The 16,338-nt window shown below is 38.1% G+C and carries 13 protein-coding genes and 1 pseudogene; 7 read left to right on the top strand and 7 right to left on the bottom strand.

The window, feature by feature from the left end; genetic code table 11:
- Positions 1 to 157 precede the first annotated feature (157 nt).
- On the bottom strand, positions 158 to 1,054 hold the full coding sequence (locus tag P3L37_RS04625) for a hypothetical protein (RefSeq protein ID WP_222960372.1): 897 nt from the start codon (positions 1,052 to 1,054) through the stop codon (positions 158 to 160).
- A 164-nt stretch (positions 1,055 to 1,218) separates the two neighbouring features.
- Positions 1,219 to 2,145 carry a LysR family transcriptional regulator gene (locus tag P3L37_RS04620; protein ID WP_109912026.1) on the bottom strand — a complete coding sequence of 309 codons (927 nt, stop codon included), beginning with the start codon at positions 2,143 to 2,145 and terminating at the stop codon, positions 1,219 to 1,221.
- Positions 2,146 to 2,289: 144 nt separating this feature from the next.
- On the opposite strand from P3L37_RS04620, the gene P3L37_RS04615 reads away from it, so the two are divergent.
- Positions 2,290 to 4,065: an adenine deaminase gene (locus tag P3L37_RS04615; protein WP_117162681.1), complete on the top strand. Its 1,776-nt coding sequence runs from the start codon at positions 2,290 to 2,292 to the stop codon at positions 4,063 to 4,065.
- A 32-nt stretch (positions 4,066 to 4,097) separates the two neighbouring features.
- The gene (locus P3L37_RS04610) at positions 4,098 to 5,441 is read left to right on the top strand and encodes an NCS2 family permease (protein ID WP_109912024.1); all 1,344 of its coding nucleotides are present in this window, start codon (positions 4,098 to 4,100) and stop codon (positions 5,439 to 5,441) included.
- Positions 5,442 to 5,498: 57 nt separating this feature from the next.
- On the opposite strand, the gene P3L37_RS04605 is transcribed toward P3L37_RS04610, so the two are convergent.
- The 3 genes and pseudogenes from P3L37_RS04605 to mdlC form a co-directional block, all read right to left on the bottom strand.
- Positions 5,499 to 5,969 (bottom strand): RidA family protein, encoded by a 471-nt coding sequence (locus P3L37_RS04605; protein WP_226537885.1) that lies wholly within the window; start codon positions 5,967 to 5,969, stop codon positions 5,499 to 5,501.
- Between the two features lie 61 nt (positions 5,970 to 6,030).
- A pseudogene (locus P3L37_RS04600) lies at positions 6,031 to 6,204 on the bottom strand (aminoglycoside adenylyltransferase domain-containing protein); the annotation flags it as partial.
- A 48-nt stretch (positions 6,205 to 6,252) separates the two neighbouring features.
- Positions 6,253 to 7,881: a benzoylformate decarboxylase gene (gene mdlC, locus P3L37_RS04595; protein ID WP_110732221.1), complete on the bottom strand. Its 1,629-nt coding sequence runs from the start codon at positions 7,879 to 7,881 to the stop codon at positions 6,253 to 6,255.
- An 856-nt stretch (positions 7,882 to 8,737) separates the two neighbouring features.
- On the opposite strand from mdlC, the gene gltS reads away from it, so the two are divergent.
- The 5 genes from gltS to P3L37_RS04570 all read left to right on the top strand — a co-directional run bounded on the left by gltS (position 8,738) and on the right by P3L37_RS04570 (position 14,615).
- A complete protein-coding gene (gltS, locus tag P3L37_RS04590; protein WP_004913824.1) occupies positions 8,738 to 9,943 on the top strand; it encodes a sodium/glutamate symporter in 1,206 nt (401 codons plus the stop codon).
- 211 nt (positions 9,944 to 10,154) lie between these two features.
- Entirely contained in the window at positions 10,155 to 11,063 is a 909-nt protein-coding gene (locus P3L37_RS04585) for a LysR family transcriptional regulator (protein ID WP_004913826.1), read from the top strand.
- 56 nt (positions 11,064 to 11,119) lie between these two features.
- On the top strand, positions 11,120 to 12,361 hold the full coding sequence (locus P3L37_RS04580) for a D-amino acid dehydrogenase (RefSeq protein ID WP_109912023.1): 1,242 nt from the start codon (positions 11,120 to 11,122) through the stop codon (positions 12,359 to 12,361).
- Positions 12,362 to 12,363: 2 nt separating this feature from the next.
- Positions 12,364 to 12,717, top strand: coding sequence for a RidA family protein (locus tag P3L37_RS04575; RefSeq protein ID WP_109912022.1), 354 nt, complete (start codon positions 12,364 to 12,366; stop codon positions 12,715 to 12,717).
- A gap of 236 nt (positions 12,718 to 12,953) precedes the next feature.
- The gene (locus P3L37_RS04570; protein ID WP_222960371.1) at positions 12,954 to 14,615 is read left to right on the top strand and encodes an alpha-keto acid decarboxylase family protein; all 1,662 of its coding nucleotides are present in this window, start codon (positions 12,954 to 12,956) and stop codon (positions 14,613 to 14,615) included.
- A gap of 69 nt (positions 14,616 to 14,684) precedes the next feature.
- Here the strand turns inward: P3L37_RS04570 and P3L37_RS04565 are convergent, their stop codons facing one another.
- Together P3L37_RS04565 and P3L37_RS04560 are read right to left on the bottom strand one after the other, a co-directional pair.
- Positions 14,685 to 15,695, bottom strand: a complete 1,011-nt coding sequence (locus P3L37_RS04565) for an XdhC family protein (RefSeq protein WP_109912020.1) — start codon at positions 15,693 to 15,695, stop codon at positions 14,685 to 14,687.
- A gap of 9 nt (positions 15,696 to 15,704) precedes the next feature.
- A complete protein-coding gene (locus P3L37_RS04560) occupies positions 15,705 to 16,268 on the bottom strand; it encodes an NTP transferase domain-containing protein (protein WP_004913840.1) in 564 nt (187 codons plus the stop codon).
- Positions 16,269 to 16,338: the final 70 nt, after the last annotated feature.

The raw sequence follows: 16,338 nt of genomic DNA, 5'->3' as shown, positions 1-16,338 counted from the left end.
TGGTTAATATAACCATACCAATCTGGCTTTTTCATCAGTTATTTAAAATAAGATTACTCTGTATACTTAATAAGCATTTTCTTAATTAATTCCAAAAATTATTACTTGAAAATAATCTTCCTAAGTAAGTATATAAATAGTATATCCCCTTAAACCATTACTGTTTTAACCAAATACCATGTTCTCTTACTACATTAATTTCTTGAATAAAATTATTATACTTTATATTTTCTGTAACAGAGTTTGATGAAGCGCTTCGAGCCTGCTCATGTACTAACTCAGTAATAGCATGGTGAAATTCTTGGTTTAATTCTTTATGGATATCAACATCATCAGTATTTTTTAATCGTGTAGCTAACTGAATTAATTTTTCGGCTTTTATCTGTACATCCGTATTATCAAAAGTAACAGTTGGAACTTCATATATAAATGCCATATTGATAGAATCTGCAGCTTCATGATTAGCAGGATCCGGTAATAATTTTTGCCCATATTCATTATCTAAATAGGCAATTAATTCATGTTTATCAAAGCATTTAGATTTAATATTTCCATCTAACTTATCATCATAGAGTGTGATTGAATCAGGAAAGCTTTCTCCTACTGGGTAGCTACACCTAAATATATTTGCATCAATAAGCGTTGCGTTAGAACTGCGGGCCGGTAGCTCAAGTTCGTGCCCATTAATTGTAATGGGATAGCTAGCAGGTTTAAACCTATCTTCTTTACCATCAACAGCATAAACTTCAGACAAGGTGTAGTAAACAAAATGATTTGGGTTAATAATCCCGCCAGAGTTATTTTCAAAAACAAAGAAATCCGTCACGTCACCTTCACCACTAACTAATTTGTGTGGTCCACTAGAAAGTAAAACAACGCCTTTATCATCCGGTAAAACATCATAACCTTTGCCATCTAGCTTAAACGTAATCGTGTTTGTACTTGGATTACTATAATAAAACTTACCCTTACCACTTAAAAGTTCCATATCGTCACAAGCGGAAAGTAATATAGTTACAGTTATAAAACAGCTATATTTTAGTATAGTATTCATAATGTTATTCCAAAAATCATTAACCCTGACTTATTAACTAAAAATTAGAGCTATTGTATGACGCTCTTTAAAATATTATTTTCGATATTAGAAACCATTATTCAGTTATTCGAATAAAATAACTTTACGATAAATGCGGTAGTTACCAATTTAATGGATATAACTTATGCGTTATTATCACGCAATACTTTTAACAATACCTGAAAAACCTCATCCATTAACGGCGTCGTTTGTTGGCTATTGCGAATTAAGGCTACTGTACGAGTTAACTCGGGTTGTTGTAATTGTAAAACTTTCAATTCTGGATCACGTAAATGTACAGTATAAAGCTGTGGTAAAATCGCAATCGCGAGTTTTGAGCGAACTAAGCCATATAGCGTTTCAATGTAATCCACTTGATAGCGAATCTTTAATTTTAAACGGTGACTTTCCACTGTCGCAGCGACCAAGCGTTGAATATTACCCTTCGAAAATACAGCCACATCACGGTTATTGAGTAGCTTCCATGGCATATGAAATCTATTATCCGCTACTGCGTCATCATTATGGATAACAGCCACAAAAGGGTCATCTTGTAGTGGAAAAATAGCTAAATTCTGAGGTACTGAACTATCTAACACCCCAATACCGAAATCAATTTCATGATTGATAAGTTTATTAATCAAAGCGTCATTCGTTTGGTCATAAAACTCAATATTAAGCCTCGGAAAATATTGATTTAATAGTTCAGGCACAGCAGGAAATAACAGAGAACTTACGGAAGGAACTAAGCCAATACGTAATGTTCCATCCCCTCCTTCCGCGATTATTTTTTGAATTTCACTAAATGCGCGATGAGAAACACTCAGTATTTGCTGTGCATGTGGCAAAATTGCAGCACCTAGCTCCGTTAATGTTACGGATGAAGCTGTGCGATTAATTAGCTTTCCTCCGATAACCGTCTCTATTTGCCGCAAAGCACTACTCAAAGCAGGTTGACTTACCGCTAGACGATTAGCGGTCTCGGTAAAATGACGAAGTTTCGCTAACGTCACAAAATACTGTAGCTGTTTGAGCGTGAGTGCAGGCAGCCTCTGCCAAGGTTCTATCATAATAATGTTCTTTTACTTTTATTGGATTAGCCAATATCTCGATTCATTATAACCATTTCTTATCACATGATAAATTTTATCATCTTGGCAAACGTTTGCGTTGCTCATAAAGTAACAATCATAAATTGTAGGAATGGTATCTTTATGTGCATAACAGAACAAAATAGGCGTCACGTCATTCAATCTGCTAAAGGCGAAAAGCCTTTTGACCTTTTACTCGCTAATGCCAATATTGTTGATATGGTAACCGGTGAAGTTCGCTTTGCAGATATCGGGATCACCGGCAACCTAATTGCTAGCGTTCATCCTACTGGAACCCGTACGGACGCAAATGAAACCCATGATTTATCAGGCTATTTCATTTCACCTGGCTTAATAGACACTCATGTCCATTTAGAAAGCTCACACTTACCCCCTGTACGCTATGCCGAAATAGTTCTAGCTCAAGGAACAACGGCTGTATTTTGGGATCCCCATGAGCTTGCCAATGTATTAGGCCTAGAAGGTGTACGTTATGCTATTGATTCTAGCCGAAATTTACCGCTAGATGTCATGGTTGCAGCCCCTTCGTCAGTGCCATCAACACCTGGCTTAGAAATGTCTGGAGCAGACTTTGCTGGGAATGAAATGTCAACCATGCTGAGTTGGCCGGAAGTTCGTGGCGTGGCCGAGGTCATGGATATGTTTGGTGTGCTCCATGGCAGTGACAGAATGGAAGAAATTCTAAATGCAGGAATTACATCAGGCAAGCTTATAGAAGGCCATGCAAGAGGTTTAAAAGGAGCTGATCTCCAAGCATATCTGGCTGCCGGCGTCACCTCTGATCACGAGTTAACCTCGGCTGAAGATGCCCTTGAAAAGCTACGTGCGGGCCTTACATTACAAATTCGTGGCTCACATCCTTACCTCCTTCCTGATATTGTTGCCACATTAAAATCCTTACCGCATTTGTCATCACAAATCACAGTATGCACGGATGACGTGCCTCCCGACATATTAATTGAAAAAGGTGGCATTATTGCGTTATTAAACCTGTTAATTGAGCATGGAATGCCAGCAACGGACGTACTACGCTTTGCTACATTTAATGCTGCAATACGCTTGCAACGCCATGACCTTGGCCTAATTGCTGCAGGGAGAAAAGCAAATTTAGTCATCTTCGATTCATTGGAAACGTTGAAAGCACAAGCCGTGTATGTATCAGGCCAAAAAATTGCAGAAAATAACCAACTTATCAATGCATTAAGTGCACATAATGATATTTTACCACCGCGAGACACCATGCAACTCTCGCCAATCACCCCAAATGATTGCACGTTAAAAATTGATGGAATCAATAATGGTAGTGCGCGTTTACGTCATATTCGTGGGGCACGTTTTACCCAATGGGGCGAAATTGACGTACAAATCAAAAATAGCGTGGTACAAGTGCCGAATAATTTCAGCCTTATTCGAGTTCAACACCGTCACGGCCGCCACGATGCTTTACCTCAGATAGCCTTACTTGAGGGTTGGGGGGAATTACGCGGAGCCATTGCGACTAGCTATTCACACGATTCACATAACCTCGTTGTCCTTGGTCGTGACCCTGATGATATGGCCATCGCCGCTAATTTATTAATCGAGAGTGGCGGAGGTATGGCGTTAGTACAAAATGGTCAGGTTTTAGCTCATGTCGCTATGCCAATTGCCGGTATGCTATCTGATTTACCCGCAACTGAGCTGGCTGCTCAATTTCGCCAATTGCGTGAATTAAGCAGTGAAATCGCTGATTGGGAGCCACCTTATCGAGTCTTTAAGGCTATTGAAGGAACCTGTCTTGCTTGCAATGCAGGCCCACATTTAACCGATTTAGGATTAACGGATGGAACAACACGTCAAATCGTTGACGCTGTCATCCATACTGCTAAGCACGCATAGAAAATTAATAATAATGATAGGAGAGCCAATTAATGGCTGACAATTCAATAAATACGCCAACATCAGGGAGTTGGCTAGAAAGGCGCTTTGCTTTACGTGAGCGCGGCAGTTCAGTAAAAACAGAGTGTTTAGCTGGGGTGACCGGTTTTTTAGCCGCAGCTTACTTGCTCGTGGTGATCCCCGGTTTACTTGCCGTTGGAGGGATGGATAAAGGAGCCGCAACCACCGGAACAATTATTGTCTTCGTCATTGCCAGTTTATTAATGGCATTCTATGCAAACTTACCTTTTATTGTTGGCCCTGGTATTGGAGGCTCAGTCCTTGTCGGTATTACACTTGCAGGCAGTGAAGGTATTGACTGGCAAATAGGGCTCGGCATTGCTTGTTGGTCAGGGATCTTATTTTTCCTATTAACTAAATTTGGTTTGCGTGAAGTTGTTACGCGCTCTGTCCCACAATCAATTAAACTCGGATTAACTGCATCAATTGGTCTTTTCGTTGCCGTATTAGGCTTTCGAAATGCAGGATTAGTACTCGCTAACCCAAAAACAAATGCATTAATGCTTGGTGATTTTCTTTCCCCCGGAGCATTAGTTGCACTTGCTGGCTTTTTCGTTGCAATTGCACTACAAGCTCGCAAAATACCGGGCGGAATTTTATGGGCTATTTTATTTGCAACCCTCTTAGGTATTCCTTTTGGTGTCACAAAATTACCTGAAAGCTTTATTGGTATTCCACATTCTGTGGCTCCTGTATTAGGGCATGTAGACTTAATTGGCGCATTAAATATCGCGTTTCTTCCTTTCTTATTTGTCTTTTTTGCTGCTGAATTTTTCTCAACCATGGGGACAACATTAGCGGTTGGCGGAGAAGCTGGTTTATTAGATAAAGAAGGTAATATGCCCAATATTAACCGTCCCTTTCTCGTTGACTCAATTGCTGCAGCACTAGGCCCATGGGTCGGTATTCCAGCCGCAACCGCACTTATTGAGTCCTCAGCGGCGGCAGAGGCTGGAGGTAAAACAGGTATGACAGCTCTTGCTGCAGCCTTTATGTTTTTATTAATGCTGCTATTTACACCAATCGCATTAATGATCCCAGCACAAGCCACGGCTCCTGCTCTGATTTTAATTGGACTAAATATGTTCAGTGGTTTACGAAAAGTAGACTTAGGCAATTTTACCGATGGCTTACCCGTATTAATGATGGTGATGATTACGCTAATCGCTAATAGCTTTGGTACGGGTATCGCCGGTGGGTTGTTATTCTATATCTTAATTAAAGCCGTTGCTGGCAAGTGGAGAGAAATTCCAATTAGCTTGTGGATACTTGCGGTACCTCTTGTTTATTATTTCTCAACACTAGTGAAACACTAAACCATTAGTGCCAGAAAAGCCGATTTTTCCACTGTCGGCTTTTCTATTCTAATTAATTTAGTTTAAAACTGCATGAGCTTCTATTTCTATTAACCATTCCGGCAAGGAAAGCCCAGAAACAATAACCCAAGATGAAGCAGGAGGATTGTTTGGAAACTTTTCTTTTAATGCTTTCGCAATATCCGCTTGTTCCTCATGGCTATTAAAGCCCTCTTTGATATAAATACGTAGCATAGCCACCTGAGATAAATCACCACCTGCCTCATGCAATACATATTCAATATTGATTAATGATTGTACGGTTTGTTCGTAAATACCCCCAGCAACAGTTTCTTCCGCGGCATTTACTCCAACCTGACCCGATAAAAATAATTGTCGGGTTCCCGTTATTTCTATAGCTTGGCTAAAGCCATACTGCAAAGAATTAAAGATAGAAGCCGGGTTTATCGATTTTTTAGTCATTTTTATTTCATTATTAATAAAACAATAATGCAGTATAAGCCATTTGCTTTTTGATTCATTAAACATCAAGCAAACGTCATTTGATTGGTATTAAGAAAGCATCAAAAGACACATTGATTTAAGCTACCTAAGAATAAATACGAATACGCTCAGCTAAATAATTCGCGCATTGCGTGACACTCATCAACTGATTTTCCCAATCAACAGAATCCCCTGTTAAATAGGCGTTTTTTGCTACCACTAGGATCGAAGTCAGTTCCACTGGCATTAATTCAGCTACCCAAATAGCGGCCTCACACTTTGAAGTAAATAGCCCCTAATTAGGAGCCATTTAATCAACGATACATAGTTAAATCAGTGGAGGAATTGACGGTAAAATAGGCACTTCAATCACTGTTGGTCCATTACGCCTAAATGCCTCTTCACAGGCTTGCTTAATGTCTTCTATCGTTTTGGCTCTCACCGCAGCACAACCATATCCTTTTCCTAAAGCCACGATATCTAAATTTGGAATATCAAGCCCCGGAACCCCTGGTGTTTCCTCCAATACTGCAAATGATTTTAAAATGCCATATTCATTGTTTTTCGGAATGATAAACACAATAGGTAAGTTCTGCTGCGCAGCACTCCATAAGCCTTGAATTGAATACTGCATAGAGCCATCACCAATAATTGCCATCACTGGGCGATGGCGCCCGCTGTCCCTTTCGGCTAATGCAATTCCCACACTTGCTGGTAAATTCCAGCCTAATGAACCACTTGCAAAAGTATAGAATGAATCAGGAAATTCAATTGGCCATTCACGATGAAGTTCACCGAGGTTTGAAGGGGACTCTTCCACCAAGACGGTTTCTTTTGGTGAAACTTCCCTCAAGGTGCGAAATAATTGCGTTGCACTCAGTGTTGGGCTATTACTGCCTTGTTCAGCTGCAGCTGGGTACGGTGCCATTCCATGAGGTTGTTTTTCCACCGTTTTTGTCCCAGTACGAGGCGCAACCAAGTTAATTAACCCTTCTAGTGCGAGTACAGCATCACTTAACAAGCTATCTCCAATAGGAGCTCTAGCCACTTCGATTGGGTCATCTGTAATGTGTAGTAATTTCAGTCCTTCAGGGATATAACTGCCTGCAACATAAGGGTAATACCTAAATACAGGAGCTCCAATAACAATGGCTAAATCATGTCCTTCGAGTTTTTCAGATAACGGTTTTGTCGCAAAAGGTAACCCACCTGCATACAGAGGATGAGTTTCTGGGAATGGCGGCCGTTCAGATGCAGGCGCAGCCCACACTGGAGCATTTAATTTTTCAGCAAGTTTAATGCCGATATCCCAACCTTCCCCTCTTGCAATGGCGGAACCATAAATAAGTACAGGATTCTTCGCATTCGATAGTGCTGAAGCAAACTCTTGTAGTCGAGCTGGATCATAACCAATGCGCTGCGGTACAGAACGAACAACAGCTTCTTGTGCTAGTGCGGGCTTATCCCAATCATCCAGTGGGATAGATAAAAATACTGGCCCAGCAGGTGGTTGCAGAGCCATTGCATACGCTCGCATAAAAGCAGCGGGGACGTCTTCCGCACGCACTGGTTGATAGCTCCATTTTACCCAGGGTTTTGGCAACGTTTCAGGCTCAATGTTGGTTAGCCAAGGCTCAATCAATAACATTTCTCGTGTTTGATTTCCCGCCGTAATAATTAATGGTGTTCGGTTCATATAGGCAGTCAAAATATTACTCATGGCATTACTTAACCCTGCGGAAGTATGCACATTCACCATCGCAACTTTACGCATTCCCTGCGCGTAACCATCTGCGGCGGCAACAGCAGAGGCTTCCTGTAATGTTTGGATATAACGAAAATCACTCGGAAAATCTTTTAAAAATGTTTCTTCTGTCGAACCTGGATTGCCAAAAATGGTTGTAATACCCAATTTACGTAATAAATCATAGGTGACTTGACGGATCGTTTTTTGCATTTAAAACACTCCATAAATAATCTTCAAATTATCTAATAAATAAAAAATTTAGATTTGAAACACCCTGTTAAACTTACATGCCATCTCATTATTAAATAATCAAAATATAATCTAACCCATTGTAATTAGGTACTATAGCAAAAAATTAATTAACGATATATTCAGGTGAATTTTTCTTTTATATCTCTCAAAAATAAAGGTAATGACAATATACTTATGAAAACAAGCTATTAAATAACATCCAAATTAGACAGTCTCAATAAGATGGTAAAAAAAATAAATATAAACCTAAAACAAAATTATCAAATAGCGTTTAATGATTATATTTGTACTTATTATATTCAAAAGTAACCATCAACGATTTGCTATTGATAAAAGGTCGTATATTTAACGCTAACGGCAACGCCGTCCCCTGATCTCTGAAGATTGTCCTATCTATAGGCTAGACAATATTTTCACTCATTATCCAATAATGGATTATTTACCTCATTTTTCACTCTAATCTGTCCATTTTCTTTTATGTTGTACATCACACTTCTTATAATTACTTGGTAGCATAAGCCTTCAGTTACATGAGTTCCCAAAAAAAACAATTTTATCCTTACATGCCATCTTCAAAATGATCCCTTTCAACAGAAACCTGCTGTTCATGCTGTCTCTCGCTATTTTTAGCTAAGAAAATTTGCATATAAGACCTCGTTGTCACCCATTTAATACTCAGGCTAGGGTTAACTAAAAGTTATAGATACCCAAACAAAACTCATTGTTAAATAAAAGTTGCACAAAGTAACTTAATTTATCGCTAATGTTAAATAACAACAGTGAAAGTTCTGGTAAACTAACTTGAGGTAAAATAATGATCCTAGATGCCAGCTACACTTTATTAGTCGCTTGTTTGGCGCTGTTGATTGGTATGTTTGTTGTCAAATACACACCTTTTCTACAAAAAAACCATATCCCTGAAGCCGTTGTTGGCGGCTTTATTGTTGCTATCATTCTATTAATTGTTGATAAAACTGCAGGGTATTCATTTACTTTTGATGCTTCACTACAAAGCATTTTGATGATTACGTTCTTTTCATCAATTGGATTAAGCTCAGATTTTTCGCGTTTAATAAAAGGTGGTAAGCCACTTGTCTTATTAACGATAGCAGTGACTATATTAATTGCTATTCAAAATACCGTTGGTATGGGAATGGCTGTCATGCTTAATGAAAGTCCATTTATTGGTTTAATTGCGGGTTCAATCACACTTACGGGTGGCCACGGTAATGCAGGGGCTTGGGGACCAATATTAGCTGATAAATATGGTGTGACAGGTGCTGTTGAATTAGCTATGGCGTGTGCAACCTTAGGCTTAGTCCTCGGTGGGTTAATTGGTGGCCCTGTTGCTCGCCATTTATTGAAAAAAGTTGCGATCCCTAAAAGTACTGAACTCGAAAAAGAAACCATCGTTGAAGCTTTCGAACAACCGAGTGTTAAACGTAAAATTAATGCCAATAATGTTATTGAAACCATCTCAATGCTAATTATCTGTATTGTTGTTGGTGGCTATATTAGCGAATATTTTAAAGATACCGTCATGCAATTGCCAACCTTTGTTTGGTGCTTATTTGTCGGTATTATTATTCGCAATGTCTTAACACATATATTTAAACATGAAGTTTTTGAACCAACCGTTGATGTATTAGGTAGCGTAGCCTTGTCATTATTCTTAGCAATGGCGCTAATGTCCTTAAAATTCGGTCAACTCGCTAGTATGGCAGGCCCTGTTCTGATTATTATTGCAGTACAAACGGTGGTTATGGTTTTATTTGCAACATTTGTTACCTTTAAAATGATGGGCAAAGATTATGACGCCGTTGTTATTAGTGCCGGGCACTGTGGATTTGGAATGGGTGCAACACCAACCGCTATCGCTAACATGCAGACCGTCACTAAAGCATTCAGCCCTTCCCATAAAGCCTTTTTAGTGGTGCCTATGGTGGGTGCATTTATTGTCGATATTTCAAATAGTATCTTAATTAAAATCTTTATCGAAATCGGCACGTATTTTACCTAGTACACAACCATAAAGGCTGGGCTATAACCCAAGTATATAGTCTGGCCTTCACTTTTTATCTCTATTTAATTTAAACCGCCTAATTTCCTTTCACCATTTTCAGCACAAAATGAATAGTTGTTCAGATTAATTGGTATTAATTCGGTAGAATATGCGAATTAATACCAATAGTCGGTTTCTGTGAGTAAAAGCAAATAATAGGTTTCTGAAAATGAAGTTAAGGCATCTCGATATTTTTTATGCGGTCATGACCTGTGGTTCTCTAACTCGCGCAGCTGAGGTTTTACATATCTCACAACCTGCTGCCAGCAAGGCCTTAAAACATGCAGAACAACAACTTGGCTTAGTATTATTCCAACGGATAAGAGGGAAGTTAATTCCTACAGCTGAGGCAAACCTGCTATTTGAAGAAGCGAAGGAAGTTTATCATAATTTAGATAAGCTCAGAATTTTAGCGCAAAACTTATCACGTGATCCGCAAGGCAAATTAGCCATTGGTTGCTTACCTAGCTTAGGGCTAAACTTAGTACCTGAAGTGACCGCTCAATTTATTAAAAAGCACCCCAATATCAAACTTACGATCGGTACACATCATACAACCGATATTCTGCAGTTATTAACCCAACAAGATCTCGATATTGGTATTGGCTTTAACCTTGAAATTGAAGGTGGTATTACAGTTTTACCTATTGCAGATATCCCATTAGTTTATGTGGATAGCAAATTACCATTGCACTCACCTGTTTCGCTCACTGATATCGACCAAGAGCGTTGGATCCACCCTGGTTCTGATTCTTTATCTCAGCTATTACAAAAACGTCATGAGTTTGCAGAATCGAATATTAGTGTGCATACCTATCATATGGCTGCAGAATTTGTTCAGGCAGGTTTAGGTTGCAGTATTACCGATATTTTTTCAGCCGAACATACATTGCCTGAATCAATGATTTACCCTTTACAGGAAGGTTTACACCTTGCCGTATCCGTTTTTCATCGCGCAGATAAACCATTAACCAAAGCTGCACAGAATTATGTTAATACCTTGGCATCCACACTTGAGAAAAGAAATAAAGTAGTTAACCAAAAGTTATACTCTAGTGATGAAAACTCAATTGTTTAGTTAGCTTATTCACCGTTAAATAATAACATCTTGGTTATTATGGGTTACGGATTATTATGACTAAACATGTAGTGGTTATTGGAGCTGGTGTGATTGGTTTAAGCACCGCCTATGCATTAATTAAAGCAGGCCAAACCGTAACATTAGTTGAATCAGATACAGATGTCGGTATGCACACCAGTTTTGCTAACGGTGGGCAACTCAGCTATCGCTATGTTTCTCCCCTTGCTGATGCAGGTGTTCCTTTACAAGGCCTACGTTGGATGGGGAAAAATGACTCCCCCTTAAATTTAAAAATAACGCCTTCATTACAACAGTGGTCTTGGCTAGCGCAATTTACATTAGCTTGTAACCGTAATACCAATAAAATTAATGGTACCCATCTTTTACGTTTATCACTCCTGAGCCAAGAAATAATGAATAAATGGCGTAACAATGGTGATATTGCCGATTTTGCTTGGGAAAAATCAGGGAAATTAATTATCCATCGTGATAATAAGAGTTTTCATAAAGCCAGTGAAACGGTTGATAAACAATTTCAAAAAATATTAACACCCGCTAAAATAATTGAACTAGAGCCTTCTTTAAAAAATATACAGTCTCAACTAGTCGGGGCAATATATGCTCCTGATGATGAGAGTGCAGATTGCTATTTATTCTGCAAAAATCTACTGCAATATTTACTCATGCAACCGCAATTTAAGCTTTGTTTGCAACACAGTGTTGAATCTTTCATTACACAAGATAACAGCATTACAGGAATAGCCACTCACCAGGGAACTATCCAAGCTGATGATTTTATTGTTTGCGCAGGTAATGGTAGCCGCGAGTTATTAAAACCACTGAATATTAATGTCCCTATTTTAGGGTTAAAGGGATATAGTCTAAGTGTCGAATACCCGCAAGCTGAGCATATTGTTCCGAAAATTAACGTGACTGATTACGGCAATAAAATTGTCTATGCCAAACTTAATGAGCAATTACGCATTGCTGCGATGGTTGATATTGGTTATGACAAGCATGGTTTACGTGAAAATAGAATACAAGCTCTTAAGAAGATTATTAAACATACCTTTCCTGAACTACCTAAAATTGACGATGCTGAAAGCTGGTGTGGGTTACGCCCTTCAACACCAAAAGGCCCACCGATATTAGGAAAAACAACCTATAAAAATTTATGGCTTAATGTTGGACATGGCAGTTTAGGGTTTACTCTTGCCGCAGGCAGCGCGGAAATATTGACTCAATTAATTACAGAACAAAAAACGCCAATTTCTTTAACTGGATTAACGAGGTAATCATGTCCATCAAACGTAACGACCCGAAACCACGCTTAGCTGACAGTGTTGAATATGCAGGGATAGTTTATTTATCAGGGCAAGTACCTAATGACCTAACAGGTGATATTACCCAGCAAACTGAAGATGTTTTAGCTAAAATTGATACGTTATTAGCAGCCAGCAACAGTAATAAAACACAAATTTTATCTGCTCAAGTTTGGATTAAAAATATGGCGAGAGATTTCTCTGCCTTTAATGCAGTATGGGAAAATTGGATGCCTGTGGAAAATAGCCCAGCTCGTGCAGCAGTTGAAGCAAATATGGCTCGTGAGCAAGTTCTTGTTGAAATTATGGTGATTGCGGCTCAATTTTAATTATATGCATATTCTAAAAAGCAGTTAAACCTTGAAATAAGGCCAGCTGCTTTTTTTGCTCTGCTATTTCTTTATTCCTAAATCTCATGATTAAAAAAATACCAGTTTAATAAAATTAATCAATCTTATTATAATTAATAACCTTTTACTCTTTACCCACTTGAATAATATTATTTCAATGAACTTTAAAATATACATATAAATATTATTACTAAATAATTTACAAGAGGTATTAAATGAAAGAAAGAGTGGTTGATTATATTTTATCAAAGTTATATGACTTAGGCATTGAAGATATTTTTGGTGTTCCTGGTGATTATTCATTTCCTATTAATGACGCTATTTGTGTTAGTTCTCGACAGCGTTGGATTGGTAATTGTAACGAACTAAATGCAGCCTATGCCGCTGATGGCTATGCTCGAATAAAAGGTGCCGCTGCATTATCAACCACATTTGGCGTTGGCGAATTAAGCGCACTCAACGCAATAGCGGGTTCCTATGCAGAAAGGTTACCGATATTTCATCTTGTCGGAATGCCACCAAGCCAATCAAAGAAAAAACGTCTAATTAACCATCATTCTTTAGGTGATGGTGATTATGATGTTTTCTATAAAATGAGTCAGCATATTGTCTGCGCCCATGCCATTATAACCCCAGAAAATTGTATTGAAGAAACAGAGCGATTAATCACTTGTGCCTTACACGAGCGTCGCCCAGTTTATTTTGGATTACCTGCTGATTATGCTGTAAAAACTGTAGTTAAGTCACCTCATAATATGGTTCCATTAATACCAAAAACCAATCCAGAAATACTAAAAAACATTATCCATCTCATCTTAAATAAATTAATAAATAGCCAGCAACCCTGTTTATTAGCAGGGTCAATATCTCTACGTTTAGGATTACAAAAAAGCTTACAAACTATTATCGAAAAAACCAATATTCCCTATACAACCTTTTATATGGATAAGAGTGTTTTAGATGAAACTAATACACAATATATTGGAATGTATGCGGGGGAGTTCATCAATCCACAAGTGACTTCATTTGTAGAAAACTGTGATTGTGTTTTAAATATCGGCACTATAATGTCAGATTTTAATACTGCTTGTTACACCTCTAATATTGAAGAGGGAAACATAATACACATTATGGATAATTACGTTGTGATTAGTGGCCAACGCTACGATGAGATTTATATGAAGGATGTCATCTCATCGTTAAAAGATAAATTGACATCAACTTCTAATTATTATTTTTATCATAATAATTACCCTAAAGCACAATCACTTGGTACACCAATAAATTCAAAAACACAAGAAATAACGGAAACATTCTTATACCCTCGTTTAGAAAAAATGCTCAAGCCTAACGATATTATATTTGGTGATACAGGAACATTTACCATGGGCTTATCATTTGCACTTTTACCTAAGGGGGCATCATTTCATTCTCAATCTTTATGGGGATCAATTGGCTGGGCCACTCCTGCTGCATTAGGAGCAGCTTTAGCATCTCCCTCCAGCCGTCTTATTTTAATAACTGGTGAAGGTGCTCACCAATTAACAATACAAGAAATTAGTCAATTTTCACGATTTGGGCTTAAGCCTATTATTTTTGTTCTAAATAACGACGGCTACCTTATCGAACGACTATTTTGTAAAGAACCTGAATATTATTATAACGATGTTACTCAATGGAATTATGCACAACTGCCTTCGGCATTTGGGTGCGATGATTGGTATTGCCAAAAAGTAGCAACCTGCGATGAACTCAATGATGCCTTACAACATATTGAAACTCTCGATAGCGCAGCTTACATTGAAATAATGACAGACAGGTATGACGCATCAAAGTATTTAGTAAAAATGGGAGAAGCTATTACTTCTACATACTAACTATATTGTTTGTAGCTAGCTCCGCCATCTAAAATGGCGTGAGCTATTAGAAATAAAATTACATTGTATTTAATTTATACTCACTAACTTTTTCGTTTTACATGTGATCTCTGATGAGATCACGCCATTTTTATAAGCAACAATGTCGGCCATTATCGCTAAAGCAATTTCTGGCGGTGTTTTACTACCAATTGGAATACCAATCGGAGCATGAATGCGTTCTATTTCCTCTTCCGTCATCCCACCGGATGCTATAAGCCGTTCACGACGGCGAGCACTAGTTCTTACTGACCCCATTGCACCAATGTAAAAAGCATCTGTATTAACCGACTCCATCAGTGTTAAATCATCAATACGGGGATCATGGGTTAAGGAAACAATGGCAGTATTTGGAGAGCAACCCTGTTCTTCTAAATAGCGGGCGGGAAATAAAGAAATAACCTCAACTTGAGATGGAATTTGTGGTGCAAACCGCGCTATTTCTTCTTCTCGGTGATCGCAAATAATGACCTCAAAACCCAATGTTAACGCAAAATTAGCGCAATAAGCCCCCACAGTGGAAATACCTGCAATGATTAGGCGAGGAGGAGCCGCAATGTATAACTGGATTTTATCGCCATCACGTTCTATCTGTGTTGGTTGTTCTGACTTATTAGCTATATGAATTTCACCACTCTGCGGCAATAGAACTTTTTTGATAATGGCAGAATAACCTAATAACGCATTTTGGATCTCAACGAGATAATTAAGTGATTTTTCATTATTTGGTAGATATTCAATCAAAACATCTAAACTACCATCACACGGTAAATTAACTTTAGTCTCAATCCCGCCTCTTCCATAGCGAACAACTTGGCTACTACTCACATAATTATTATTTTTTATGCGCTGAATAAAATCCTCTTCAATACATCCACCAGAAAGTGAACCTATATATTGACCGTCCTGTTTTGCAACCAACAAAGAACCCGGGCTTCTCGGCGAAGAACCATAGGTATTTAATACGGTACATAACCAAATTGGTTGCTCTTTTATCCAAGCAACGGCTTGAGAGATAACAAAAACATCTTCACGCAACATATTCATCCCTTATTCGTTATCAACACTTGGATAATCAATATCTTTCACAACATTTTCATCATTTATGTCCAGTTTATAGACAAAATTATCCTGTAATATTGATTTTGCCCCTTCATCGCCGGACAATTTAATTAAATCTGAATAATATTTTGCAGATATTCCCACTGGATGCCCCGGTAAACTATTATATACTGGCCGTACTAACGTATGTTGTTTTAATTCATTTGCTATACGTATAAATAATCTACTATTGATGTATGGCATATCTGCTAAATGAATTATCCACCCATCTAAATTTGAAGTATTTTTAACACCAAATGCGATTGAATCACCTAACCCAGTACTATTTATCAATGAGTATGGAATATTAAATTGTAAACAATTATTAATGACGCCTTCATTCTCAGGCCGAGTTACTACATGAATAGGAATTCCGCTATCTATTGAATTAAAAAGTGTTTTTTCAAATACCGTGCTTTTCCCTAGCCCAAAATTTAATTTACTGCCTTTACCTCCAGCGTTTTGAAAACGCTCACTTTTTCCTGCTGCCAATATCAAAATACAAATATTCATGGTTTTTATTCTAAATCGATATACTGATTGCGTATCTCATAAATAAAGTATATTCAGTAAGATCACAAGA

It is taken from the genome of Providencia sp. PROV114, assembly GCF_032704305.1.
Classification (GTDB): Bacteria; Pseudomonadota; Gammaproteobacteria; order Enterobacterales; family Enterobacteriaceae; genus Providencia; species Providencia rettgeri.
Note: the sequence above shows the minus strand (reverse complement) of the source record. Positions and strands in the feature narration are given on the sequence as shown.